The following is a 23476-nucleotide window of genomic DNA, read 5'->3' as shown; positions in this document are numbered from 1 at the left end:
CGAGCAAGTAGCGAAACAGGGCACGTAGAAATGAGAAATAGTCTAACATAGGCGCAAGTATATTTGTCTATGTTTTTAGTAGCAGTAGAAAATGAAACCAACGATCTATAATGTGGCAGAACAAGCAGGTGTTTCAATTGCAACTGTTTCTAAAGTAATTAATAATACAGGTCGTATTAGCGATAAAACAAAGAAAAAAGTATTAAAAGTAATGAAAGAGTTGAACTATCAGCCAAGTGTTGTTGCTTCCGCTTTAACAGGTAAGCGTACCCAAACGATCGGATTGTTAATTCCAAATATTGCAAACCCATTTTTTGCTGAGATTGCAAGAAGCATGGAGGATAGAGCGCATGAGTTAGGATTCAGTGTTGTCATGTGCAGTACAGACTACCAACAAGAAAAGGAAGAAAAATATATTTCACTCCTTATTCGAAAACAGGTAGATGGTTTTATATTAGCTTCAGGTTTTAAAAGTACCCATCTTATTGAAGAGCTTGTAAAGCAAAAGATTCCTGTAGCCTTAATTGCACATGATATTGCATCACTATCTCTTGACACGGTATCTGTTGATGATTATAAAGGAGGCTATCAAGCTGTTTCACATCTTGCTTCATTAGGGCATGAGCGTATTAGTATTATTGCAGAAGAAGTACGAAGCAATGATGATCGGATTCGTGGTTACCAAGATGCCCTTGAAGCTTACGGTTTAATTTTTGATTCATCATTGTTAACAAGAACAGCTTCCACAGTTGACGCTGGCAAACAAGAAGCAGAACGTCTTCTTCGTCTTAAGGAACGGCCAACCGCAATTTTTGCATCAAATGATATTTTAGCAATTGGGGCTATACAGGGGGCACGCGCATGTGGTCTTTCTGTTCCTGAAGATATATCCATTGTTGGCTTTGATAATACCATTTTAGCAACAATTAGTGATCCGCCCCTTACAACTGTTGCACAGCCTGTTCATGATATGGGACGGCATGTTATGGATTTACTTGTTGAGGAAATTGAAGGCAAGAAAACGATGAAACAGCGGATGATGCTGTCACCTGAACTAGTTGTACGAAACTCCACGGCAGCGCCTTTAATACGATAAACAAATTAAGACCATTCTGCATGCAGAATGGTCTTAATTTTACTGTTCTTTTCTTAGTAGTTATTTTCAAATTGCTTTTTTAGACTTTTGAGCCTCAACTTTTTCATCATCTGCTGTTGTCTTTTTCCAAAACCAATATACGCCAGCAAATATGACTAAAGTAACTGCCATAAACACGAATGAAATAGGCGAATAGTCTCCTGTTGATTCTGCAACCCCGATTGGTGAGAAGAATACGTATACACCAATCATAAGTGCTAGGGTGAAAGCTGAAAATACTTTTGCATATTTCCAAGGCTTAAGGTTTACTTTATTGGAATCATATAACTCATAAGCTGTTTCTCTAGGCTTTAACTTACCAATCATCAGCATGGTTAAAACGTTAAGAGGGAACAAAACAGATAAAATATATAAGAAATTAATATGACCGAGCACTACTTTTGATAACGCATACAGAACAATGTGAACGATAAGTGTGATTTTTGTGGCACTTGCCGGCACTCGTTTCGTAAAGAAGCCAACGACAACCATCGCTAAAATTGGCACATTATAAAAACCAAACATCTCCTGCAAGTAAGCATAAAGACCTGATGGTGCATTTAGAATAAACGGAGCAACCACTACTGAAATCGCTGCCAATATTCCGGCAAAAACACGACCTGTTTTTACTAATTCATGTTCTTTTGCTTTAGGCTTAAACATCGGACGATAAATGTCGAGTGTAAATAACGTAATGGAACTATTCAGTGCCCCATTAAAGGAACTTAAAATCGCTCCGAATAAAACCGCTGCTAAAAACCCAGATAGTGCAATTGGTAAGACATCAACAACTAATGTTGGATAAGCCATATCAGCATTATTAAGTGTATCACCATACAGAAGATATGCAATAATACCTGGAAGTACTAAAAAGAATGCACCGAAAATTTTGAAAAAACCAGCATATAATACCCCTTTTTGTCCTTCTGCTAAGTTTTTGGCTCCTAACGTTCGCTGAATAATCGATTGATTTGTACACCAGTAGAAAAGGTTATTAAACAATAAACCTGTCGCTAAAACGGTCCATGGGACGGAAGATGAATGATTTCCAATTGCATTTAACTTTGCTGGATTTGCATGAAGAAGTTTATCTACGCCATCCACCAAGTTTCCACTGCCTAGTGCCACTAATGCTAGGATTGGAATAAGAAATCCGCCAATTACAAGTCCTACCCCATTAATGGTATCGCTAATTGCACATGCTCTTAATCCGCCAAAAATAACGTAACCGCATCCAATAATTCCAATTGCTAATGATACGATTAAAACTGTATAAAATGGACTTGTTCCCATCACAGTTGATATATTAAAAATGCTATCTAATACTAGTGCGCCGGAATATAACACTGTTGGCAAGTAAGCAACAGCATAGCCGAGTAAAAATAAAATTGAAACGATTTGTCTTGTGCGAAAATCATAACGCTGCTCTAAAAAATCCGGAATTGTCGTAATTCCTGCTTTTAAATAACGAGGCAGAAAGACAAAGGCCATAAAAATTAATGCAAGAGGAGATGTTACTTCCCAAGCCATAACTAACATCGATTCGCCAAAACCTTGTCCATTTAATCCTACCATTTGTTCCGTTGAAAGGTTGGTTAAAATAAGCGAACCTGCAATCACAATCCCTGTTAAACTTCTTCCGCCAAGAAAATATCCATCAGAACTGGACATATCTGTATCACGCGTTTTGTACCAAGAAAACCATGCAACAAAAACCGTATAAGCTAAAAATGTAAGTACAATAACCCAAATCATTGTGTAACCTCCAAAAATTTATTAAATTTAATCGTTTTAAATTCTTTTTAGTAAAGGCTTTCATTTTATTCAAACCTTTATTTCTCATTTTGGTTAAACGCTTTCCTTTTTGGTTTTAGAAATCTATCAAACCTTTATTTATTGTATAAACCTATTATACTTGATGAAATTTTCCCCTTCATTATCTACTTATTTACAAACAAAACTTCTTATATGTTGTTATCTCTGTATAAAACTATTAAGTATCAGTGAGATAAGATATTAGAAGTAGAAGTTTTTAAAATTTTCCATCAATCATCCCTTCTTATAATTTTAATCCTTTTATTAAAATTTGTAATCAGTTATGGTTAAGCGCTTTCCTTATAAAATATATTATACATAAAATATCATTTAATGAAAAGGGTTTCTTTTAAAAATTTTTAATTTATGAAACTTAGCATTTTTCCGAATAATTTAGGGTCATTAGAAAAACCCCTGCTTCAATTATAAGCAGGGGGGATTATTTATTTGTAAAGTAATTAATAATAAACTGCTGAAAACGTTTTGCAGTTGGTGATAAATAGCGATCTTCCACCCATGCCAGTCCAATGGCTCGTTTGCAATTTGGTGAATCGATACGGATGCGTGAGACTTTTTCCCAATCCACACCTTTAAAATCAGGGATGACAGTAACGCCAAGACCAGCTGCGACAAATGCTGTAATCGTATGTACTTCCTCGCCTTCAAAGGTTATTTTCGGATTTATTCCCGCTTCTTCAAACAGCTGATCAGTAATACCGCGAAGACCATTTCCTTTTTCTAAAAGAACGAACGGTTCATTAGAGATTTCTTGCAGTGTAATGCTTCCCATGTTTGCTAAATGATGATCAGCAGGAACAATTAAAAATAACTCTTCACTCCATAACTTTTTCCAGTTCACTTTTGTACTTTCTTCTATGAAAGAAACGAGACAGAAATCAATCTCATTTGCTTCCAGCTGTTTCAACAGCAAATCCGTGCTATTTTGTTTCAATCGGAAGTTAACTTGAGGATAATCAGAACGAAACGAGCTAATTAAGTTAGGAATAAGATAAGTGCCGAGTGTTGGCATAAAGCCAAATGAAACTTCCCCAAAATCAGGGTCAAGTAAATCTTGAATTTCCTGCTTTCCTTCTTGGAGTTCTTTCGTAATTCGGTTAACTCGTTTCAGGAACAGTTCCCCATAACGATTTAGCATAATTGTACGACCTTCTCGCTCAAATAAAGGAACACCCAATTCAGCTTCTAATTTAGCAATCGAACGACTGAGGGCAGGCTGAGAGATGGAGATTGTTTCTGCTGCCCGGGTAATATGCTGCAAACGAGCGACGACTTGAAAATATTCGAGCTGCTGCCATTCCATTAATAATTGACCTCTTTTCTACCCAATAAAAGATATATAACTAAAATGCATGAAAACTATGCAAATAATAAATTAGACATCATCATTTGTCAACCGTATCATTAATAGTGAAAGCGATTTTATATTAAGGAAGGAACTATTTTCTATTATAATGACACTTATTGTTCATAAAGGGGGCAACTAAACAAATGGCTGCAAGTCGCGATTATGTAAGTCGAAAGCTTCATTCATTATTAGGGGTAATTCCACTAGGAGTCTTTTTGATTCAACACTTAGTAGTAAACCATTTTGCTACAAAAGGAGAAGAAGCGTTTAATACGGCGGCACATTTTATGGAAACTTTACCGTTTCGTTATGTGCTTGAAACATTAGTTATTTTTCTTCCGCTTTTATTTCATGGTATTTATGGCGTATACATCTCCTTCCAAGCGAAAAACAATGTAAGTCGATACGGGTATTTCCGTAATCTGATGTTTTTACTTCAACGCATAACAGGTATTGTTGCACTTATTTTTATTACATGGCATGTATGGCAAACGCGTGTACAAGCGCAGTTTGGCGCAGACGTTAACTATAATATGATGGCAGATATTTTAGCGAGTCCGGTTGCTGTTGTGTTATATCTTATCGGTGTTATTTCGGTTATTTTCCACTTTTCAAATGGCCTTTGGTCTTTCTTTGTTAGCTGGGGTCTTACAGTAACACCTCGATCTCAAAAACTATTTTCCTATGTAACAATGGTTATTTTCATTGCACTTTCTATCGTAGGAATTCGATCTATTTTCGCATTTATTTAAATACTACTAACTAGTTTTTAAAGGAGGACAGGATGATGAGCAAAGAAAAAATCATTGTTGTCGGCGGTGGCTTAGCGGGCTTAATGGCAACAATTAAAGCAGCAGAAGCAGGTGTAAGTGTTGAATTATTTTCTGTTGTACCTGTAAAACGTTCGCACTCTGTATGTGCGCAGGGCGGCATTAACGGTGCGGTTAATACGAAAGGTGAAGGAGATTCCCCATGGATTCACTTTGACGATACAGTTTACGGCGGTGATTTCCTAGCGAACCAACCGCCAGTAAAAGCGATGTGTGAAGCGGCACCTGGAATTATTCATTTAATGGACCGGATGGGTGTAATGTTTAATCGTACCCCAGAAGGACTTCTTGATTTCCGGCGCTTTGGTGGAACACAGCACCACCGTACCGCCTTTGCCGGGGCGACAACAGGACAGCAATTATTATATGCGCTCGATGAGCAGGTGCGCCGTCATGAAGTGTCAGGGCTTGTAACGAAGTATGAGGGCTGGGAATTTCTTTCAGCAGTTGTCGATGATGAAGGCACCTGCCGTGGGATTACCGCGCAGGATTTAAAAACGACAGAAATTAAATCATTTGCAGCTGATGCGGTTATTATGGCAACAGGCGGTCCTGGAATTATTTTCGGAAAATCAACAAATTCTGTTATTAATACAGGTGCAGCTGCCGGAGCGCTTTATCAGCAAGGTGTAAAATATGCAAACGGAGAATTTATTCAAATTCACCCAACCGCCATTCCAGGTGATGATAAGCTTCGTCTGATGAGTGAGTCAGCGCGTGGTGAAGGCGGCCGCGTTTGGACGTATAAAGACGGAAAACCGTGGTATTTCCTTGAAGAAAAGTATCCGGCCTATGGGAATTTGGTGCCTCGTGATATTGCTACACGTGAAATTTTTGATGTTTGTGTAAGACAAAAACACGGCATTAACGGTGAAAATATGGTGTATTTAGATCTTTCCCATAAAGATCCAAAAGAGCTTGATATTAAGCTTGGCGGAATCATTGAAATTTATGAGAAGTTTGTTGGTGAAGATCCACGTAAAGTACCGATGAAGATTTTCCCTGCTGTTCACTATTCAATGGGCGGTATGTGGATTGATTATAATCAAATGACAAATATCCCAGGACTTTTTGCAGCAGGTGAGTGTGATTATTCACAGCACGGAGCAAACCGCTTAGGAGCGAATTCACTGCTTTCTGCGATTTACGGCGGCATGGTGGCCGGACCGAATGCAGTGCAGTATATTAAAGGACTTGAAAAATCAAGTGACGATATTTCGAGTACAGTGTTTGAACGTCATCAAAAAAATGAGCAGGAAAAACTTAATAACATTATGGCAATGGACGGCAGTGAAAATGCTTATGCGCTTCATAAAGAGCTTGGCGAGTGGATGACTGATAACGTAACGGTTGTGCGTTATAATGATAAGCTTCTTGAGACAGATGCAAAGATTCAAGAATTAATGGAGCGCTACAAAAAGATTAACATTAATGATACATCGAAGTGGAGCAACCAAGGCCCAAGTTTTACGCGTCAGCTTTGGAGTATGCTTCAGTTAGGACGAGTGATTACGCTTGGTGCTTATAACCGAAATGAAAGCCGCGGTGCCCATTACAAACCTGATTTCCCAGACCGTAATGACGAAGAGTGGTTAAAAACAACGCTGGCTTCTTTTAACACAGAGAAAAATGCACCGGAATTTTCATATGAAGAAGTCGATACATCATTAATTCAACCTCGAAAGCGTGACTATACGAAAAAATCTCAAGCAGCAGGGGTGAAATAACAGATGAGTGAACAAAAAAAGATTACCTTTATTATAAAACGTCAAGACAGCGCTGAAGCGTCATCTTATCAAGAGACATTTGAAATTCCATATCGCAAAAATATGAATGTGATTTCAGCGTTAATGGAAATTCGCCGCAATCCTGTTAATAATAAAGGCGAAAAAACAACACCGATTCAATGGGATATGAACTGTCTTGAAGAAGTGTGCGGTGCTTGTTCAATGGTGATTAACGGCAAACCGCGTCAATCCTGTACAGCACTTGTTGACCAACTCGAACAGCCGATTCGCCTTGAGCCGATGAGCACGTTTCCAGTTGTGCGTGATTTAGTTGTCGATCGAAGCCGCATGTTTGATGCCTTAAAGAAAGTAAAAGCGTGGATTCCAATTGACGGCACGTACGATCTTGGACCAGGACCGCGTATGCCGGAAACGAAACGTCAGTGGGCATATGAATTATCAAAATGTATGACGTGCGGTGTTTGTCTTGAAGCATGTCCGAATGTGAACGATCGTTCTGATTTCATTGGACCAGCTCCGCTTTCACAAGCACGTTTATTTAACACACACCCAACTGGTGCAATGCATAAAGAAGAGCGCTTAAACGCATTAATGGAAGAGGGCGGACTTGCCAACTGCGGCAACTCGCAAAACTGTGTGCAGTCTTGTCCAAAAGGAATTCCATTAACAACATCAATTGCAGCATTAAACCGTCAAACAACATTACAGTCATTTAAAAACTTCTTCGGCAGTGATAGATAATTAAATAAAAATGTTGGTCAGGAAAAATTTAGCAATGGTTATATAAGGGAAAGAGAGGAGACACAGCTGTGTTTCCTCTCTTTATGTTTATTAGGTTATCATCTATTATTTTTGCACCGCGTTAATTAATTGAAATAATTGTTTAGCAGTTACTCTTAAATTATGAAAAGCTGTTTCTGAATTCATTGCTTCTTCTAAACTCATTGGTTCATTCATAATTGAGAAATAAGAAGTGATGCCTTGTTCATTTAATTGTTCGGTTTCCTTCGTAACAGCTCCAGCAAGGGCAATAACAGGGATTTCTTGTTTTGCTGCTAGTTGACTAACACCTAAAGGAGCTTTTCCCATTGATGTTTGCCCGTCTAATTTTCCTTCACCAGTAATAACAAAATCAGCATTTTCCATTTTCTTTTCCATTTCTACAATATCTAAAATAAGCTCAATACCAGACTGAAGAGAAGCATTTAAAAAGCCGGTAAATGCTGCCCCGAGGCCACCTGCTGCACCAGCACCACTAATATTGTGAATATCTTTTCCGAGTTCTTGATAGACAACGTCAGCAAAATGCTTCAGCCCATTATCCAGTTCTTCAACAATATCGATGGTTGCGCCTTTTTGCGGGCCGAAAATGTAAGCCGCCCCGTTTGTGCCATGAAGAAGGTTATTCACATCACAGGCAACCCGAAACGTACAATCTTTTAATTGAGGAAGAATACTCTTAAGGTCAATCGAAATAACTTTATTTAGAGCTTGTCCGCCAGTACCAACTTCTTCACCGTGTTGATCTAAAAAGCGAAATCCTAACGCCTGCAGCATACCAACACCTGCATCGTTTGTAGAACTGCCGCCAAGGCCGATTACAAACTTACGGCAGCCTTTATTAACCGCATCCTTTATTAATTCGCCAACACCAAATGTTGTGGTGAGAAGAGGATTTCGTTTGTCGCTTGCAATAAGCGGCAGTCCGCATGCGGCAGCCACTTCAATAACGGCTGTCTCATTATCGCCTAAAAGTCCATATACAGCATTTACTTTTTCATGTAAAGGACCTGTTATTTCTTTTGTAATAAATTTACCGTTTGCTGCTTCAACTAACGCTTCAACTGTTCCTTCACCGCCGTCAGCAAGCGGAATGCTGATAATCTCCGCTTCACTATATACATCTTGAATGCCGGATGAAATCGCTTTAGCGGCATCATTAGAAGAAATACTTCCTTTAAATGAATCAATCGCAATAACCACCTTCATAATTTCGCCCCCTTTAGTTACTTTTCATTATAGAAAAAGAGAACGAAATAAGTAATAGAAGACGTAACAAATTTTTGTATAAAAGTTTGTTCTAGATAACAAAAACTTGAAAAATATTATTGATTATCTTGAAGCAGCAAAGCAACATAAAGTTTTACAGAATCATGATAATCACGCGGATTTAAGTTCGTTTTATGAGCAATTTTATCAAGGCGGTACTGCAGTGTATTTTTATGAATAAATAACGTTTCAGCTGTCTGCTTTAGTGATAAATTTGATTTATAGTAAGCCTTTAGTAAGGATATTTCATCTTCAGAAAGTGTGCTGATCAGCTTTTTTACATAATCTTTTTTTACAGAGAAATCAATCGTTTCTAACATTGCTTCAAAATCTAACTTCACATATTCACAGAGCAGTGCTTTTTTTGAAAGGGCTGCTTTTAAAGCTAGTTTTGCATGTTTATATGAGGTGTCTAATTGTTCTAAAGAATGAAGACTGCCAACACCAATTGAAAAATTAGCTTTGAACCTATTAAATTGAAAAGTAAAAAGCTTTAAACTTGTTTTATATTGAGATTTATTAATAATTAGGATATATTGATTCGGAAATAAATAGGTGTACAGCTGAATGTGATGTTTCATTAAAAAATCAGGGATGTTAATTGGCAAAGAAGTTGAATTGTTAAATCCGTGCCTATGGATAATAACAACAAACGCTCGATCTTCTAACTCATAGTGAAGCTGTTCGAGTTGTTCTTTCATAGAAAGCGTCTTGTTTTCTTCGTTAAAAATCAGCATCCGGGTAATAGAAGAACGAAGCTCATCTAAAGAATGATTGATTGTTGAAATCATTTGTTCTTTAATGAATACTTCTGTAATTTTTGTGAGAAGGAATCCAAGTGAATGGCATTCTTTTGGATCGCCGGAGATTCCAATAATACAGAACAGTTTTTCATTAATCACGACCGGATAGTTAATCCCTTGTTGAGCGCCTTTAAAGGTATCATCTTCAAAAACTTCTATTGTATTTCGATCTTTTTGTGCGTGAACAGCAGCTTCATGATATGTTCCGAGACGTTCTACATTCGTACTCGCAATAATTTTCCCATCGAGATTTATAAAATTTATATCTTTCCCAATCACTTCTTTGGCCGCTTCCACAATTGTCTGTGCTAATGAGTCACTAATTTGAAACGTTTCTTTCAATTTTGACACCCTTTACAATAAGTTAAGTTTTTGAGCTTTAGTGATTTGATTTCTAAATAGACTTTGGGATGAAACGCTTTTGTATTTGATATAATGAATTATTAATGATTTTTAGAGGAATTGCAATGAGAAGAGTACGAGACTTTGGGAGTAACATTAACTAAAAATCCAGATTTTTAGTTAATGTTACTTTTAGATGAAAGAGAATAAAAAGTTTTCAATTTTTATCCCGGCTTGTTCTAAAAGTGATCAATAAAAGCGATTGACTGTTTACAAAGTCAATCGCTTTTATTCATACTATATTTATTAATGACGAACATCCCACTTCGGACGTTTTTTTGGAGAGAAGAAGCTGTCTCTTATTTTTCTTGCATTCAATCTTTCTTCACAAATTAAGTTTGCTGCTTCTACTGTTGTAATGTTTTTCGTTTCTGACTGCTGAAGTACTTCAAGAATCGAGCGGTAAATGTTTTTCGTTTTACTAAGCACGCGTTTTTTATTAGGTCCGTATAATTCATCAGCTACTTGAATGGCGCCGCCGCTGTTTACGATATAATCCGGTGCATAAAGGATGCCTTTTTCTTTTAACACTTTGGCATGGCTTTCATGAAGGAGCTGGTTGTTTGCTGCACCCGCAATTCCTTTTACTTTTAACTGCTCGATTGTTTGATCATTAATAATGCCGCCAATCGCACAAGGAACGAATAGATCCGCATCACTTCTATAGATTTCCTCGCCTTTTACAGCGACAGCTTTTCCGCCCATTTTTTTCGCTTTTTCTATAATTGTTTTTACGGCTTCGTCAGAAACATCTGTTACGTATAAATCAGCGCCTTGTTCGAGTAAATGTTCTGCTACTTTAAAACCAACTTTCCCTAATCCCTGCACAGCAAATCGTTTTCCAGTTAAATTTTCGTGACCCCATAATGTGTTGGCAACAGCTTGAATGCTGTATAAAATGCCAAGCGCTGTAGGAATTGATGTTTCACCGCCGCCGCCGTATTCTTCCGGTAAGCCGGCAATGCAGTTCGTTTCTTTATGGGCATGAACGAAATCATCCAGCACCGTGCCCATATCTGTTCCTGTATAAAAGCGGCCATTTAAGGAATCAATAAATTGTCCGTATGCGCGGAAAAGTTCTGGTGATTTATCTTTCGTTGGATCACCGATAATAACGCCTTTACCGCCGCCAAAGTCATTATCTGCTGCCGCGTTTTTATAGGTCATTCCTTTTGATAAGCGGAGTGCATCTTCTAATGCTTCTTCAAATGTGTCATAAGGTCTCATTCTTGTGCCGCCTAATGCTGGACCGAGAGTTGTGCTATGAATCGCAATAATCGCTTTTAATCCTGTTGTCGGGTCATTGCAAAATAATACTTGTTCATGTTCTTGAATTTTTGCAAACATGTCAAATGTATCTGCTGATTGAATTGTTGTTGTTTTTGTTGGTAATGTTGTTTTCATTTTAAATTCCCCCTAGTAAGTTATTAACCTTCCATTACATTTCTTGTTAGTTCACTTGTGCTTTCACCTGCTTCTATTTCTTCTTCTTCTTGTAAAGGTGCTAGTCCAATGCCGGTATAACCATAGATCATGGCAACGATTGGTGTGACCATACTAATGAAAACAAATGGAACATATTCCATGCCGATATTCAATGTCGACATAATAAACGCGCCCGTTACGCCCCATGGAATCATTGGGTGAATGATTGTGCCGGCATCTTCTAATGTTCTTGATAAATTTTTAGGGTGAAGCTTTACCTTTTTATAAGCGGATTCAAAAAGCTGCCCAGGTAAAATAATTGATAAATATTGTTCACCAACCGTTAAGTTAATGCCGAGGCAGGAGAAGATGGTTGATGTAATGACATTTCCTCTGCTTTTTAACATATTTTGAATTCCTTCGATAATAGAGTGGGCGATTCCAACTTGCTGGACGATTCCCCCGAAGGAAAGGGATACTAAAATAAGGGAAACCCCAAATAACATACTGCTCAACCCGCCAAGTGAAAGTAATTGATCAATTGCTTCTACACCTGTTTCTGCTACATAGCCAAAATGTGCGGTTGCCATAATCGTTCCAAGTGATACGTTTGGAACAGTATAGAAAGTTGTTAAGACTGCTACCATTAAACCAATGACAAGTGATGGAATAGGTCTTACACGTTTTACAGCTAAAATAATAATTAATAATGGTGATAGAAGTGTAATCGGCGTAATCATAAACTCTTTATTTAGCACATTAATAATAGTATCGACCTGCTGACTATCAGCCTCACCTTTATCGAGAAATAAGCCAATCCCAGTAAAAATCGCTAACGTAATAATAAAACTTGGAACCGTTGTCCATAACATATGTTTAATATGTTCATAAATATTTACTTTTGCTGTTGCAGCCGCCAGATTCGTAGTATCTGAAAGAGGAGAAATTTTATCTCCAAAAATAGCACCTGAAACAATCGCACCCGCTGTTATTGCCGGAGAGATTCCTAGAGCATAGGCAACACCCATTAAGGCAATCCCAATCGTACTGATCGTACTCCATGAACTGCCGCAGAAAATCGAGACAATCGCACAAATGACGACTGCTGACATTAAGAAAAAGTCAGGCGATAACGTATGTAAACCATAGTACGTTATCGTTTGAACGGTGCCATTTAAAACCCATACACCGATTAATATTCCAATCAAACAAAGAATTAAGATTGATGGCAGGCCGTAAAAAATTCCTTTTGCCATTGCATCTTCTAACTCTTTCCATTTGTGACCTAACATAAGACCATAACATGAAACCAAAATCGCTGCGACGACAATTGGAATATGAGGGGCAACGCCATAATGAAGAATGCTTACACCTAATAATGCAATAACAAGTAGTACAATGACAGATGAAGCTAGAAATGAAGGTTTTTTCATATATTTTCTCCTTTATCATCTTTATAAGAATGTTGCTTTAAAGGTAAAATTATTTCTTGTCAAAAAACGCTTACAAATAGCCGCAGACAGTCCGTACTTTCTAGTTGTAATAAAACGGAGGTGATTTATTTGATGCTTTTATTTTTACATGATATTTTTAATGTAGGTTAACTTTCTTTTTGGCCACCTAATTTGATTAGGTGGCACTTTTTAGTTTGAAATGGAATATGGATGTTGAATAGATGGAAACAATGAAACTTATTTTGGAGCCCAACTGTATTTATACTTAGAGTCTTCTAGAGCATGAGCTTGTTTTACAACTTTCAGTGGTCTAAATGTGTCAATCATCACTGCTAATTCTAATGTTTCTTTTTTACCAATACTCGCTTCAATTGTTCCAGGATGTGGTCCGTGCGGAATGCCAGAAGGGTGTAAAGTAAGCGAGCCTTCATTGATTCCTTTTCGACTCATAAAATTACCTTCTACATAATAAAGGACTTCATCGCTATCAACATTGCTGTGATAGTAAGGTGCCGGAATTGACTCAGGATGGTAATCATACATTCTCGGTACAAAAGAGCAAACCACAAAATTATTTCCTTCAAACATTTGATGAATGGGTGGCGGCATATGAATTCTGCCTGTGATCGGTTCAAAATCTCGAATATTAATTTTCCATGGATACAAATAGCCATCCCATCCTTCCACATTCAATGGATGGTGACTTAAGAAATGAGAATGAAGAAATCCTCTTGATTTTGTTCGTACTTCAAAGCTGCCTTTTTCTGAAAAGGTTTCAAGTTTCTCTGGTCCAAAAATATCTCGTTCACAGAATGGACTATGTTCAAGCAGCTGACCGTGCGCATTTCGGTAGCGCTTTGGTGTCGTAATCCAACTGTTCGTTTCAATAACAAGAAACTTAGTTTCCTCATCACTCGGTACCACTCGATAAATCGTTCCAATTGGAATGATAATATAGTCTCCTGGTTCATATGTAATTGTTCCGAACATGCTTTCAATTTTTCCGCTGCCATAATGGACAAAAAGAAGCTCATCACCGTCACCGTTTCGGTAGTAATAGTCCATAGTTTCTGTTATTTTTGCAACTCCGATGATTAAATCATCATTGCCAAGCACGAACTGTCTTGCGCTAACAGCATCGCCATGTTTCGTTTCTTGATTCATTTGAAAATGACGGTGACATAAATCTGTTTGCTCTTCATATTCCAGGTGACAGTTCTCATACAGCTCCGATTTAACAATTTCTGTCGGTGCATCATGATGATAAAGAATTGACTGCATCCCTGAGAATCCTTTTGTGCCCATTACCTGCTCGCGGTAAAGCGAGCCATCTTCTTTGCGAAACACGGTATGTCTTTTTCTAGGGATGCTTCCCATTTTTTTATAAAACGGCATAATAATACCTCCTGCATGGTAGAATAATAGAAAACGAGTTATTTTTTAAGCTTTCGAGTATTCGAGTGCCGGCAGCACACATCCGGTTACTTCACCAAATCCGATCCGGTAGCCGTCGCCTTGACACCAAGCGGTAAGCGTTAATTCATCACCATCTTCTAACCAATTGCGCTGTTCGCCATTATTCATTTGAAGAGGTTCAGTGCCGCCCCATGTTAGTTCCAATAAACTCCCGCGTGCTTCAGGAGTTGGACCGCTGATCGTCCCCGAAGCAAGTAAGTCTCCTGTCCGTAAATTGCAGCCGCCTACGGTATGATGAGCGATTTGCTGGGCCATGCTCCAGTAGAGATGGCGGAAGTTACTTTCACAAATGCGCTGTGGTGACTCCATCTTTTCCCCTTTAAGATGCACTTCTAATTGAATGTCAAAGGAACTTTTTTGAGATTGCTGCAAATATGGAAGCTGCTCAACTTCAGGTTTAGGACCGGCTGTTCGGAATGGCTCTAAGGCTTCTAATGGAACAATCCAAGGTGAAATCGAGGTAGCAAAGTTTTTACCTAGAAAAGGTCCGAGCGGCTGATATTCCCATGCTTGAATATCGCGAGCACTCCAGTCATTGACAAGGGCAAGACCAAAAATATGATTTTCTGCTTCATCAACTGAAATCGGTTTTCCAAGTTCATTGCCCGGACCGATAAACCAGCCCATTTCTAATTCAAAATCAAAACGAAGAGAAGGACCGAAAGTAGGATTATTACTTTCCTTTGGTTTCATTTGTCCAAGCGGTCGACGCACATCTGTACCGCTTACTACAATAGAGCTGGCACGTCCGTGATAACCAACAGGTAAGTTTAACCAGTTGGGCATTAGGGCATTTTCTTTTCCACGAAACATCATTCCTACATTCATTGCATGCTCTTTTGAAGCGTAAAAGTCAGTATAATCCCCAATATCTACAGGTAAAAGCATCTCAACCTCTTTTTGTAGGTAAAATGCTTGCTTACGAAGAGCAGCATTATCACGAAGAGTTGGCTCAACCTCACTTAATAGGGTTTGCATTCTTTTTCGAACGGCACTCCATACGTTTCGGCCCATTTCCATAAAGGCATTAAGAGTAGGTTGGTTGAAAATTTCTTTTCCCTGCAGTTCAGGGATGTTGAAAAGTCCTGCATCTTCTATAACAGAAAGATCTAACACAAATTCTCCGATCGCCGCACCAACACGCGGAGTGCCGCTAGTTTTAGGACAAAATACCCCATAAGGAAGATTTTGAATCGGGAAGTGGGAATTCTCTTTCACTTCAATAAACGATTTCTTCATTAATATTGCCTCCTTTACTTTATAAAATCTTTAATGATTTCATATCCTCACACGGTTCATTAAAACTGCAGCATCCGTATGAGCGTAATGCCGATTGACGGAGATTCTTTATTTCACTGCCTGTCAGCTTTAAATCACGCCAAGAAATTTCATCCCAATGAAAGGTGAAGCTGTTGACGTCTTCATCAGAAAGTATATTTTCAATTGTTTCCAAATCAAGTTGATAAAGATGTGTTAACATTCCTGCGACAAATACATTGATGAACCCATGCATTTTTGCGCCGATTTCTTCCCGATACATTCGAATAGGGTGGTGAAGCCCAGCGGTGAACTTCATTGTAAGATTTCGTTCTTGACATCCTTTTATCGCAGCCGCCACTTGTTTCGGTGTTGGAAACGAATCAGCTGTTACCCCGCCGGTACGAAGCTTGAACCCTAAAGATAATGGATTATCGTTGTTATGAGCAGCAATTGCATTTAAAGACTTCAGTAATGTTTCTTCCCATTCGTTATTGAAGGGGATAGGAACTTCACAATATATTTGTAATCCAAGCTTCATCGTTTTTTGAGAAGTAATAGCTAATAGATTTATGTCTGGAACATAAGGCGGTAAAGGCATTTCTAACGTCGTGATTTGAACAACTTCGCCATGACGCTTTCGAAAACCATCAATCTTTTCTAAGCAGGATTGTAAGCTTTTATGATAGTCTGTTGGATTACTAGTTTTTGTTCCAACGACTGAAAGAGTTAAAGGCTGTTCTTTTGAAAACAATGTTAGATATGGATTCAGTTCTTCTAAACGTGATTCAGAAATAATAAATGGTCCAAGCATCCATGAATCTTGATTACGCTGATAAGAAGCATAGTTATGAATTGCTTCATCTAAAGGAAGATTTGTTGGTGGAAACATCCCTGCATAATCAATTAATTGATGTAGAAAGGGATATAGACTAGTATGCTGCATCGAATTTGCTAGTCTATTATCTAATTTCATATGGTTTCTCTCCTTTATCTCTTATAAATTTCCGCGGCGTGCTTGTTCTTTTTCGATCGATTCAAATAATGCTTTAAAGTTTCCTTCTCCAAAACCTCGAGAGCCTTTACGCTGAATGATTTCAAAAAAGACAGTTGGACGATCCATAATTGGTTTTGTGAAAATTTGCAGTAAGTATCCTTCATCATCACGGTCTACTAAAATTTTTAGTTCGCGTAATTTCTCAACACTTTCATCAATTTCGCCTACACGTTCTGTCAGCATATCGTAGTAAGCATCAGGAGTATCAAGGAACTCTATTCCGTTCGCTTTTAAGGCATGAATTGTTGAAACGATATCATTTGTTAGTAAGGCAACATGCTGTACGCCTGCACCATTATAATAATCAAGGTATTCCTCGATTTGAGATTTACGTTTGCTGTCTGCCGGCTCATTAATAGGAAATTTAATTCTGCCGCCGTTATGCATGACTTTTGACATAAGAGCAGAGTATTCTGTGCTAATATCTTCATCATCAAAATGAAGCATTTGTTTAAAGCCCATTACTTTTTCGTAGTAGGAAACCCATTCTTCCATATGTTCGACATTTCCGACAACATGGTCGATGCCAATCAATCCTGTTTCTGCAGTACCAAAATCAAAATCAGCTTTTTGATAGCCAGGTAAAAAGTCACCTTTATAATCATCTCGCTCAATTAATGTGTGAACAGTGTCGCCGTATGTTCCAATAATCGCTTTTTTAACGATTCCATGTTCGTCTTTTAAAACTTGTGGTTCCATAATAGAAATACCGCCTCTTGAAATTGCTTCTTTATAAGCTTTTTCAACATTGTCTACACGTAAAGCAATATCTTTTACCCCATCACCATGAAGTTTTACAAACTCAGCAATCGGATGATCGGATTGAAGGGCACCAGTAATGACAAAACGAATCTGTTTTTGCTGCAGAACATAAGAAACTTTATCTCGCTGTCCAGTTTCTAATCCTGAATACGCAAGGGGACGAAAACCATATCCATTGCATAAGTAAAATGTTGTTTGTTTTGCGTTTCCAACGTAAAACTCAACATAATCCACACTTTTTATGTTAAAAAAATCTTCTCCTAGTAAACTCTTTTCTAATTCAGGTTGTTTGTTCATAACATTTCCTCCTTTTGTTTGTTTCAAAAAAAATTAAATGAAAGCGTTTTATTTGTTGCTGTATTTGCAGTATAAAACAAAAAATATTATTGTGCAAAAACTTCTATTACAGCTAAAAAACACCAAAGCGTTACTAGATTAAAGCGTTTTTACGTCACTTCAAATGTTTGCGCTTTCAAAAATTCCACCCTATAATTAGCTCGATAATGCACACAAAAAGGAGAGATCATGATGGCATGTACAGTAAAATTTTGCAGTTCAAATTATATCAATGGATCCTATGAAATCAAGGAAATCGCGGAAAAAAATCCGGAAATAATTGTGGAAGAAGATTACTGTTTAGGAAACTGTGGCCAATGTATGACAGAGAGTTTTGCGGTGGTTAATCAAACACCTGTTGCCATCGAAAAATATGAAGAACTGTTAAAAAAGATCGAGGCAAAATAGATAGTTGTCGAATATTGTAGAAAAATTTTAAAGTGTTTTTTGAGAAAAAGATTAGAGGGAGAGGTAGGTTGAGAGAATTAATAAAACTTGTTTATATAGAGAAAGAAGGAGAGTATGCTTATCTTTTTGTAAGAGTGAAGGGACCTCTTTCTAATTAATTGAAACCAGCAATAAATCTTTTTAAAGGATCTGGTTGTTGAATGAAATTCCAATATTTTAATTTTATTCCTTCTATCTCCTATTGAGACGTGAAGCGATCTCCCCCTATAATGGGTAACGTGTTCTCTTTAGTAGAAAAGGAGGCGTTTTATTTGTTTAAAACTTTAAAAACTATTATTCTAGCAGGTTCACTAGCTTTTACTGGCCTGGTTTCATTACCAGAAAAAAATGTGGAAGCAGCGACACCAGTTATTCAATACGGTGACCAATATGGATATGTATGGGATGTACAAAATAGACTGCAGCAGCTCGGTTTTTATAAAGGATTAATGGATGGAGTATTTGGCTTTCAAACAAAAATGGCGGTCATAAACTTTCAAAAAAGCTATGGATTATCAGCTGATGGTGTTGTAGGCCCAAAAACATTAAGTGTTCTGCGGGCAAACAGTTTTACAGTAAACGAAATTCAAATGATGGCGCAAATGGTTTACGGAGAAGCGCGCGGGGAAGCTTATGAAGGACAAGTTGCCATTGCCGCTGTCATTTTAAATCGAATTGATGCAAAAGATTTTCCTAATTCAGTTTCAGGTGTGTTGTTTGAACATGGTGCGTTTACAGCAGTTTCAGATGGACAGTATTATAATTCACCAAACAGCACGGCATATAAAGCTGTTTATCATGCAATTCGCGGCTGGGATCCATCAGGAGGAGCGGTTTTTTACTTTAATCCAAGCACTGCTACATCAAAGTGGATTTGGTCTCGTCCGCAAATTAAACGAATTGGCAAACATATTTTTACACGCTAACTAAAAAAATCACTCCTCAGTTGAGGAGTGATTTTTTTTATGAAGTAAAAACTCATATGGAAGAACCTTATTTTAATGATTTTATAATAATGATTTTATATAAAAACTTATTCAAAAAATTTTTCTGAAATATAAAAATCTTAATTGACAGTCAATTCATTCGGTGGTACGATAACTTTAATTTAACGCTTTAAAGCATATTTGCAGAAAAGGATATAATATATTTAGATAATTATAAATATTTACACATAATAAGAGGGGGAAGTAAAGTGAAAGGTTGGAAGAAAATTCTTGGTGTCTCTATTCTAAGTGCCATGGCATTGGCAGGATGTGGGACAAGCGACAAAGAAGCGGCTGATAATACAGAAGGGGGAGCATCTGCGGAACCTGTTTCAATTGGGATTACGCAAATTGTTGAGCACCCATCACTTGATGCGGCAACAGAGGGTTTTAAAGCAGCTCTAAAGGAAAACGGTTTTGAAAATGCTAAGTTTGACGTGCAAATTGCCCAAGGCGACATGAATACAAGCATGACAATTGCGCAAAACTTCGTTGGCGACAAAGTTGATTTAATTTTTGCAAACTCAACACCTAGTGCACAATCTGCCTTAAATGCAACAAATGAAATTCCAATCGTCTTTACAGCGGTAACAGATCCAGTTGGTGCACAGCTTGTACCATCAATGGAAGAAGCAGGAGTAAATATTACGGGTACGTCAGATACGTTACCAGCAGCGATTCCCAGCACTGTTAAATTTATCGCTGAAAACTTTGATGTAACAAAAGTTGGCCTTATTTACAATGCAGGTGAGCAAAATGCAGAATATCAAGTTGAACAAGTGAAAGAGGAAATGGAAGGAACAGGCTTAGAAGCTGTAGAGGCTCCAGTTTCAACGTCCGCTGAAGTAAAGCAGGCTGCAGAATCTTTAGTAGGACGTGCTGATGTGATTTACGTTGTAAAAGATAACACCGTTGTTTCAGCGTTAGAGTCAGTTGTAGCGGTTGCAAATGACAGCGATCTTCCGTTATTTGTAGGAGAAGGTGACTCAGTCAAACGCGGTGGTTTTGCAGGTTTTGGTGTTGATTACTATGAGTTAGGTTATCAAACTGGCGAAATGGCTGTTCAAATTTTAAAAAGTGAGAAGGCTATTTCAGAAGTAGCGCCAGTTTATGCAGCGCAAGAATTAAAGCTATTAATTAATAAAAATGCAGCAAAAGAAATGGATATTGAGTTAAAACCAGAATGGGATGACATTGCTGAATATATCGAATAATCTTCGATAAACGGGTTGACTCAAAAATTGGGGAATGGCCCCTAATGAGTCAACCTTTTCTTTGTTAATGAGAGCATTTTATAAAGGAGGTATTATAGTGATTACGGCATTGTTTGGTGCAGTAGAGTCAGGTATTATTTATGCGATTATGGCACTTGGTGTATATTTATCGTTTCGTATTTTAGATTTTCCAGATTTAACGGTTGACGGCAGCTTTGTAACAGGTGCGGCTGTCGCAGCTGTTATGATTATGAATGGAACTCACCCTATCTTTGCAACAATTGCAGCAGTACTCGCTGGGTTTATTGCCGGCTGTATAACAGGTTTACTTCATACAAAAGGAAAAATTAATCCGCTTTTATCGGGGATTTTAATGATGATTGCTCTTTATTCCATTAATTTACGAATTATGGGACGTTCCAATGTACCACTTTTAAACAATGAAACGCTTTTTACTAAAATGGGAGATTGGTTTAACAGCACAGGCATTGACAGCTTTTTTAATAGTATTGCATCAGCGCTAGGCATGGGAGAGAGTCTGCCGAAAACATGGGCTGTATTAATTATTATGGCACTTATTACATTACTTATTAAACTTATTACAGATCGTTTTTTACAAACAGAAGTGGGCCTTGCGTTACGAGCAACAGGTGATAATAAGCGAATGATTCGCAGTTTTTCAGCAAATACCGATCAGCTGACGATTTTAGGTTTAGGGATATCAAATGCATTAGTTGCCCTCTCAGGAGCATTCATTGCCCAGTACGGATCATTTGCTGATGTTGGTATGGGGATCGGTATGATTATTATCGGTCTTGCATCTGTTATTATCGGTGAAGCGATTTTTGGTACAAAAACGATTGCGAGAACAACTTTAGCGGTTATTGGTGGAGCTATTATTTATCGTATCGTTGTCAGTCTTGCACTTCGAGTAGAGTTTTTGGAAACAGGCGACATGAAGCTTATTACAGCAACCATTGTAATTATTGCTTTAATTGTACCGAAATTCATTGATGCACAGCGTGATAAAGCTCGTAAACGAAAGTTAAAAGCAGAACGTTTAGCAGCGCTAGGAGTTATGAATGCAAAGGATGGTGAGCGAATTGCTTCATCTCAAACAGATTAATAAAATTTTTAATGAAGGAACACCAGACGAAAAAATTGCTTTAAATTCAATTAATCTTTCCTTAAAACCAGGTGATTTTGTGACGATTATCGGCAGTAATGGTGCTGGAAAGTCAACATTAATGAATATGACGTCAGGAGTGTTAACGCCAGATGTTGGTTCAGTTGTTATTGATGGAAATGATGTAACGAATCTACCTGAATATAAGCGTTCGAAGTACATTGGTCGTGTATTCCAAGATCCAATGGCAGGAACAGCGCCAACAATGACCATTGAAGAAAATTTAGCAATGGCCTACAGCCGTAACAGAAAACGGACACTTCGTTTTGGAGTAACAAAAAAGAAGCGTGACTTTTTTAAAGAAGTACTGGAAAGCCTTTCGCTTGGACTCGAAGATCGTCTTAATGCAAAAGTAGGTCTCTTATCAGGTGGAGAACGTCAAGCATTGTCACTTCTGATGGCTACATTTACAGAGCCAAAAATCTTACTGCTTGATGAGCATACAGCGGCACTTGATCCGTCACGAGCTGAACTGATTACAAATTTAACGAAAGAAATTGTTGAGAAATATCAGCTTACAACGTTAATGGTAACGCACAATATGCAGCAGGCATTAGATCTTGGCAATCGTCTTATTATGATGGATAAAGGACAAATTATTTTAGAAGTAGATGGCGATGAAAAGAAAAATTTAACGATTGAAGCACTTCTTCAAGAATTCCAGCGCATTCGCGGTGAAAAAATGGCAAGTGACCGTGCACTGTTAAGTTAAAAAAAACTCCTAGAAAATTATTTTCTAGGAGTTTTTTTATGGATTTCATGGCTGTTTCTTTTAAAAAAATTAAAACAACGTGCATGAATTCGGTAAGGTTTGGTAAAATGACGATGTAAGCTAAAATAGAGAGGATGTTGGAGATGAAAATCATTGCGACGGATATGGATGGAACACTGTTAAACAATGAAGAGGAAGTAAGTAAAGAAAATGCTGCAGCAATTAAAAAGGCACAGGAGCAGGGAATTGAAGTAATTGTTGCAACAGGTCGCGGTTATATTGCGGCAGCGGAGCCGCTTGCGAAAGCAGGATTGAAAATTCCAGTGATCGGATTAAATGGAGGGGAAATCCGCACTGCTGAAGGTGAACTGCTTGATAGTGTTCCATTAGGAAACGACCTTTACTTAAAAATTCAACAAGCGTGTCAAAAACAAGATATTTATTTTGAAGTGTTTACAAACCACGGCACATACACAGATAATTTAGACCGTTCTATTCAGGCAATGATTGAAATTGTGTCCTCAACAAATGTTAATTATGATGAAGAAAAAATCCGCTCACATGTGATGCACCGCGTTGAAGTAGGACGCTTAAAAACAATTGAAAGCTATGATCATTTGTTTGATCTCCCGGATATTGAATTTTATAAAGTGTTAACTTTTTCTCGTATCGAAGAAAAGCTTCGCAATGTTGGAGGAGAGCTTGAAGGCGAAAACGACCTTTCGATTACAGCTTCCGCACGCGATAATTTAGAAATTAACCATATTAACGCGCAAAAAGGGATCGCGCTTGAAAAGTTTGCGAAAGAACGCGGTGTAGACATGAAAGATGTAATGGCACTTGGTGATAATTTTAATGATGTTTCAATGCTTCGAATTGCCGGGAGAAGTGTGGCGATGGAAAACGCGGAACAAGAAATTAAAGATATCTGTCATTTTGTTACGAAAAAGAATATTGAGCATGGAGTTGGCCATGCAATTGAACAGTTATTAAAAGACTTAGTAAAGTAAGTAAGG

20 protein-coding genes are annotated in these 23476 nt (G+C 37.9%); 10 read left to right on the top strand and 10 right to left on the bottom strand.

Annotated features, from left to right (window positions below; all coding sequences use genetic code 11):
* Positions 1–91: 91 nt before the first annotated feature.
* Positions 92–1096 (top strand): LacI family DNA-binding transcriptional regulator, encoded by a 1005-nt coding sequence (locus DS031_RS13975; RefSeq protein WP_113806685.1) that lies wholly within the window; start codon positions 92–94, stop codon positions 1094–1096.
* A 66-nt stretch (positions 1097–1162) separates the two neighbouring features.
* Here the strand turns inward: DS031_RS13975 and DS031_RS13970 are convergent, their stop codons facing one another.
* Both DS031_RS13970 and DS031_RS13965 read right to left on the bottom strand, forming a co-directional pair.
* Positions 1163–2890, bottom strand: a complete 1728-nt coding sequence (locus DS031_RS13970) for a solute:sodium symporter family transporter (RefSeq protein ID WP_113806684.1) — start codon at positions 2888–2890, stop codon at positions 1163–1165.
* Between the two features lie 499 nt (positions 2891–3389).
* Complete coding sequence (locus tag DS031_RS13965; protein ID WP_113806683.1) at positions 3390–4271, bottom strand: LysR family transcriptional regulator; 882 nt, start codon at positions 4269–4271, stop codon at positions 3390–3392.
* 188 nt (positions 4272–4459) lie between these two features.
* On the opposite strand from DS031_RS13965, the gene DS031_RS13960 reads away from it, so the two are divergent.
* From DS031_RS13960 to sdhB, 3 genes are read left to right on the top strand one after another with little or no spacing between them, the layout of a single operon-like run.
* Positions 4460–5068, top strand: a complete 609-nt coding sequence (locus tag DS031_RS13960; protein WP_113806682.1) for a succinate dehydrogenase cytochrome b558 subunit — start codon at positions 4460–4462, stop codon at positions 5066–5068.
* Positions 5069–5103: 35 nt separating this feature from the next.
* Positions 5104–6873 carry a succinate dehydrogenase flavoprotein subunit gene (gene sdhA, locus DS031_RS13955; protein WP_113806681.1) on the top strand — a complete coding sequence of 590 codons (1770 nt, stop codon included), beginning with the start codon at positions 5104–5106 and terminating at the stop codon, positions 6871–6873.
* 3 nt (positions 6874–6876) lie between these two features.
* Entirely contained in the window at positions 6877–7635 is a 759-nt protein-coding gene (gene sdhB, locus DS031_RS13950) for a succinate dehydrogenase iron-sulfur subunit (RefSeq protein ID WP_113806680.1), read from the top strand.
* 105 nt (positions 7636–7740) lie between these two features.
* On the opposite strand, the gene DS031_RS13945 is transcribed toward sdhB, so the two are convergent.
* From DS031_RS13945 to hppD, 8 genes are all read right to left on the bottom strand, one after another.
* On the bottom strand, positions 7741–8883 hold the full coding sequence (locus DS031_RS13945; protein ID WP_113806679.1) for a glycerate kinase: 1143 nt from the start codon (positions 8881–8883) through the stop codon (positions 7741–7743).
* A gap of 116 nt (positions 8884–8999) precedes the next feature.
* On the bottom strand, positions 9000–10088 hold the full coding sequence (locus tag DS031_RS13940) for a CdaR family transcriptional regulator (protein ID WP_181833165.1): 1089 nt from the start codon (positions 10086–10088) through the stop codon (positions 9000–9002).
* 306 nt (positions 10089–10394) lie between these two features.
* Complete coding sequence (locus DS031_RS13935; protein ID WP_113806677.1) at positions 10395–11552, bottom strand: Glu/Leu/Phe/Val dehydrogenase dimerization domain-containing protein; 1158 nt, start codon at positions 11550–11552, stop codon at positions 10395–10397.
* Positions 11553–11575: 23 nt separating this feature from the next.
* Positions 11576–13006 carry a Na+/H+ antiporter NhaC gene (gene nhaC / locus DS031_RS13930; RefSeq protein WP_113806676.1) on the bottom strand — a complete coding sequence of 477 codons (1431 nt, stop codon included), beginning with the start codon at positions 13004–13006 and terminating at the stop codon, positions 11576–11578.
* 258 nt (positions 13007–13264) lie between these two features.
* The gene (locus tag DS031_RS13925) at positions 13265–14422 is read right to left on the bottom strand and encodes a homogentisate 1,2-dioxygenase (protein WP_113806675.1); all 1158 of its coding nucleotides are present in this window, start codon (positions 14420–14422) and stop codon (positions 13265–13267) included.
* Positions 14423–14467: 45 nt separating this feature from the next.
* Positions 14468–15742 carry a fumarylacetoacetase gene (gene fahA / locus DS031_RS13920; protein ID WP_113806674.1) on the bottom strand — a complete coding sequence of 425 codons (1275 nt, stop codon included), beginning with the start codon at positions 15740–15742 and terminating at the stop codon, positions 14468–14470.
* A gap of 19 nt (positions 15743–15761) precedes the next feature.
* Positions 15762–16736 carry a hypothetical protein gene (locus DS031_RS13915; protein ID WP_245947419.1) on the bottom strand — a complete coding sequence of 325 codons (975 nt, stop codon included), beginning with the start codon at positions 16734–16736 and terminating at the stop codon, positions 15762–15764.
* Between the two features lie 21 nt (positions 16737–16757).
* Positions 16758–17876, bottom strand: coding sequence for a 4-hydroxyphenylpyruvate dioxygenase (hppD, locus tag DS031_RS13910; RefSeq protein ID WP_113806673.1), 1119 nt, complete (start codon positions 17874–17876; stop codon positions 16758–16760).
* 231 nt (positions 17877–18107) lie between these two features.
* Between hppD and DS031_RS13905 the strand changes: the two genes are divergently transcribed.
* The 6 genes from DS031_RS13905 to DS031_RS13880 all read left to right on the top strand — a co-directional run bounded on the left by DS031_RS13905 (position 18108) and on the right by DS031_RS13880 (position 23470).
* Positions 18108–18323, top strand: a complete 216-nt coding sequence (locus DS031_RS13905; RefSeq protein WP_181833164.1) for a DUF1450 domain-containing protein — start codon at positions 18108–18110, stop codon at positions 18321–18323.
* Positions 18324–18592: 269 nt separating this feature from the next.
* Positions 18593–19288 (top strand): spore cortex-lytic enzyme, encoded by a 696-nt coding sequence (gene sleB / locus DS031_RS13900; RefSeq protein ID WP_113806671.1) that lies wholly within the window; start codon positions 18593–18595, stop codon positions 19286–19288.
* A 314-nt stretch (positions 19289–19602) separates the two neighbouring features.
* Positions 19603–20562 carry an ABC transporter substrate-binding protein gene (locus DS031_RS13895; RefSeq protein ID WP_113806699.1) on the top strand — a complete coding sequence of 320 codons (960 nt, stop codon included), beginning with the start codon at positions 19603–19605 and terminating at the stop codon, positions 20560–20562.
* A 97-nt stretch (positions 20563–20659) separates the two neighbouring features.
* The gene (locus DS031_RS13890) at positions 20660–21688 is read left to right on the top strand and encodes an ABC transporter permease (protein WP_113806670.1); all 1029 of its coding nucleotides are present in this window, start codon (positions 20660–20662) and stop codon (positions 21686–21688) included.
* On the top strand, positions 21666–22460 hold the full coding sequence (locus DS031_RS13885; RefSeq protein ID WP_113806669.1) for an ABC transporter ATP-binding protein: 795 nt from the start codon (positions 21666–21668) through the stop codon (positions 22458–22460). The genes DS031_RS13890 and DS031_RS13885 overlap by 23 nt, the downstream gene beginning before the upstream one ends.
* 143 nt (positions 22461–22603) lie before the next feature.
* Positions 22604–23470: a Cof-type HAD-IIB family hydrolase gene (locus DS031_RS13880; RefSeq protein ID WP_181833163.1), complete on the top strand. Its 867-nt coding sequence runs from the start codon at positions 22604–22606 to the stop codon at positions 23468–23470.
* The last annotated feature ends 6 nt before the right edge of the window (positions 23471–23476 follow it).

It is taken from the genome of Bacillus taeanensis (genome assembly GCF_003318295.1).
Classification (GTDB): domain Bacteria; phylum Bacillota; class Bacilli; order Bacillales; family UBA6769; genus Maribacillus; species Maribacillus taeanensis.
Note: the sequence above shows the minus strand (reverse complement) of the source record. Positions and strands in the feature narration are given on the sequence as shown.